Annotated in this window: 1 protein-coding gene and 1 pseudogene; one reads left to right on the top strand and one right to left on the bottom strand. The window is 68.8% G+C overall.

Translation table 11 applies throughout. The features are described 5' to 3' along the window. Positions 1 to 456: pseudogene (locus QR78_RS30960) on the top strand (replication initiator protein A); the annotation flags it as partial. A gap of 1,198 nt (positions 457 to 1,654) precedes the next feature. Here QR78_RS30960 and hutU read toward each other — a convergent pair. Continuing rightward, positions 1,655 to 3,319: a urocanate hydratase gene (hutU, locus tag QR78_RS30955; protein WP_048431475.1), complete on the bottom strand. Its 1,665-nt coding sequence runs from the start codon at positions 3,317 to 3,319 to the stop codon at positions 1,655 to 1,657. Positions 3,320 to 3,334 lie beyond the last annotated feature (15 nt).

The following is a 3,334-nucleotide window of genomic DNA, read 5'->3' as shown; positions in this document are numbered from 1 at the left end:
GGCGGGGCGGGGGAGGGGGGGTTCGCCATCAGCCTGCCGACCCTGTTCGACAAGTCGGGCGCCGAGGGGACCTATCGCCGGTTCAAGTTCGAGATCGCCAAGATCGCCAAGGCCGACGAGCTGCCGGGCTTCGTCCTGCGGATCGAGGAGAAGGATCGCGGCGAGCCGCACCTGCGGATGATCCGCCGCGACCTCGCGAGCGACGAGGTGCTGGCGGCTCCGACGGAAAAGCCGAAACGCACCCGCAAGCCCAAGGCCGGGACCGAGCTGCCGCTCTTCCGCCACCTGTCGGACGAGACGATCGCGCTCTGCCGCAAGGCCCATCCGGGCTGGGACGTCTACGGCCTCAAGACCGAGTTCGACCACTGGCTTGAGGGCGACGCGACCCGCGAGCCGAAGCACTACGAGAGCGCCTTTTTGGGGTTTGCCGAGCGGTTCGTGCGCGACGCCCGGTAATCCACAGGCCCGCCCGTTCCCGATGTACGGGTCGGCGGGCGCGGGGAGCTCCCGGCCCCGAGGGGAAATCCCCGGAATCCCTGTGAATGACTCGGGCCGAGTCGGCACATCGGGAACGGCACCGGGGTGGATCGGTACTTCGGGAACGGCCCCGTCCCATCGGGAACGCCGACACGGCACATCGGGGACGGGACGGCCGGTACAACGGGGACGGATCCTCGGCACATCGGGAACGGCCCACCCGCATTAAGCTTTTGGGCGAGTTCGAGGAATCGCCGCCGCCGGAGCGCCTAAATCCATAAAGATTCCTGTAACACTCTAAACGGTGCATACTGGGGAAAACCCGGACAGGGACCGTGATCCCCGAGTCCTGCGCCGCATTCCCGAGTCGAGAGGCGAGTCACAGGCGATCCACAGGAGTCCACCGACTCGTCGGAACGAACCGATCGGCCATCGCGTCTGTCGAACCGGGGGCGCTGGGCTGGACTCGACTCGCGTAAGCTTTCCTGTGGGACTCTCCGGGAGGGAGGATCGGGTTCTCGACTCGCGGAACCTCGCATCGTACGAGCGGAATCACGGGATCGGACAGGCTGCCGGACGAGGCATGAAGGCGGAAGAGCGGAGGGTGGCGCCTCGGCGAGCCGTTCGTGAAGTACGCCCTGGCGGCGGTGGATCCCTATGGCGAGTGGCTGCCGGGCGCGGCGGACAGAACATTGCGGGTCGGCAGCCTCGATCGCGATGCGCCGGCGATGCGGGATGCAAAGCACCGTCGCGGCACGAGGACGTACATCGGGGACAGCGGGGACAAGCAGCCGATCCGGCTCGAAGCCCTGCACGGTTTCCCCGCAGTCCCGGACCCTGTTCCGGTGGACGAGGCGGGCCCGGGAAGGCGGTCCTGGGGATCACGACGGCGAAATCCGACGCGCGGTCGGACCGGGCTGTCAGAACGTCCAGGCGTCCGGTCACCGTGGATTTCGGCCCCGTTCCCGAAATACGTCCTGCGCCACCCGATACCATCCGGCAGACAAGCCGACGTTCGGATCGCCATTCCGCCCCGGCTTCGACCGCGAAAGAATGACGGCAGACGATCGGATGACCACGAAGGATGGCTCCAGCAATCTCGGTCCTTGCTGGAGCCATCCTTCGGGATCGGTCGATCATCGACACGAGGCGCAGGTGGGCTGACGCGTGGACGTCCTTACCCGAGCGACGGCAGGTCGAGCCCATGCTCGCGGGCGCAGGCCACCGCGTCGTCGTAGCCGGCATCGGCGTGGCGCATCACGCCGGTGGCGGGGTCGTTCCACAAAACCCGCTCCAGGCGCCGGTCGGCGGCCTCGCTGCCGTCGCAGACGATCACCATGCCGGCATGCTGCGAGAAGCCCATCCCGACACCGCCGCCATGGTGCAGCGAGACCCAGGTGGCGCCGGACGCGGTGTTGAGGAGCGCGTTCAGCAGCGGCCAGTCCGAGACCGCATCCGAGCCGTCGCGCATGGCCTCCGTCTCGCGGTTCGGCGAGGCGACCGAGCCGGAATCGAGGTGATCGCGCCCGATGACGATCGGCGCCTTCAACTCGCCGGTACGGACCATCTCGTTGAAGGCGAGGCCGAGACGGTGGCGGTCGCCGAGGCCCACCCAGCAGATCCGCGCCGGCAGGCCCTGGAACCGGATTTTCTCCCGCGCCATGTCGAGCCAGCGGTGGAGGTGCTGGTTGTCCGGCAGCAGCTCCTTCACCTTGGCGTCGGTGCGGTAGATGTCCTCCGGGTCGCCCGAGAGGGCGCACCAGCGGAACGGGCCGACGCCGCGGCAGAAGAGCGGGCGGATATAGGCCGGGACGAAGCCCGGGAAGGCGAAGGCGTCCTCGACGCCCTCCTCCAGGGCCATCTGGCGGATGTTGTTGCCGTAATCGACCACCGGCACGCCGGCGCGGTGGAAATCGAGCATCGCCCGGACATGCACCGCCATCGAGCGTTTCGCCGCCGCGGCGACCGCCGCCGGATCGGTCTCCCGCCTGGCCTCCCATTCGGCGACCGTCCAGCCCGCCGGCAGGTAGCCGTTGACGGGATCGTGGGCCGAGGTCTGGTCGGTGACGCAGTCGGGGCGCACGCCGCGGGCGTAGAGTTCGCCGAAGATCTCCGCCGCGTTGCCGAGCAGCGCGACCGACCGCGGGGTCTTGGCGCGGCAGGATTCCTCGATCAGCGCGAGCGCGTGGTCGAGGTCGCGGGCCTGGACGTCGACGTAACCGGTGCGCAGGCGGAACTCGATGCGCGAGGCCTGCGCCTCGACGGCGAGGCAGGACGCGCCCGCCATGGTGGCGGCGAGCGTCTGGGCCCCGCCCATGCCCCCCAGGCCCGCCGTCAGAATCCAGCGGCCGGAGAGGTCGCCGGCGTAATGCTGGCGGCCCATCTCCACGAAGGTCTCGTAGGTGCCCTGCACGATGCCCTGGCTGCCGATGTAGATCCAGGAGCCGGCCGTCATCTGGCCGTACATCATCAGGCCCTTGCGATCGAGCTCGTGAAAATGATCCCAAGTCGCCCAGTGCGGCACGAGATTCGAGTTGGCGATCAGCACCCGGGGGGCGTCGGCGTGAGTGCGAAAAACCCCGACAGGCTTGCCGGACTGGACCAGCAGGGTCTGGTCATCGTCGAGATCCTTCAGCGCCGCCACGATGCGGTCGAAGCTCGCCCAGTCCCGCGCGGCCCGGCCGATGCCGCCATAGACCACCAGCTCGCCCGGCCGCTCGGCGACGTCGGGATCGAGGTTGTTCATCAGCATCCTCAACGGCGCCTCGGTGAGCCAGCTCTTGGCGGTGAGGGTGGTGCCGTGGGGCGCGCGGATGGTGCGGGCGTTGTCGATGCGGGTCATGGGCGGGGGTTCCGG

The organism is Methylobacterium indicum, from assembly GCF_001043895.1.
Lineage (GTDB): Bacteria > Pseudomonadota > Alphaproteobacteria > Rhizobiales > Beijerinckiaceae > Methylobacterium > Methylobacterium indicum.
Note: the sequence above shows the minus strand (reverse complement) of the source record. Positions and strands in the feature narration are given on the sequence as shown.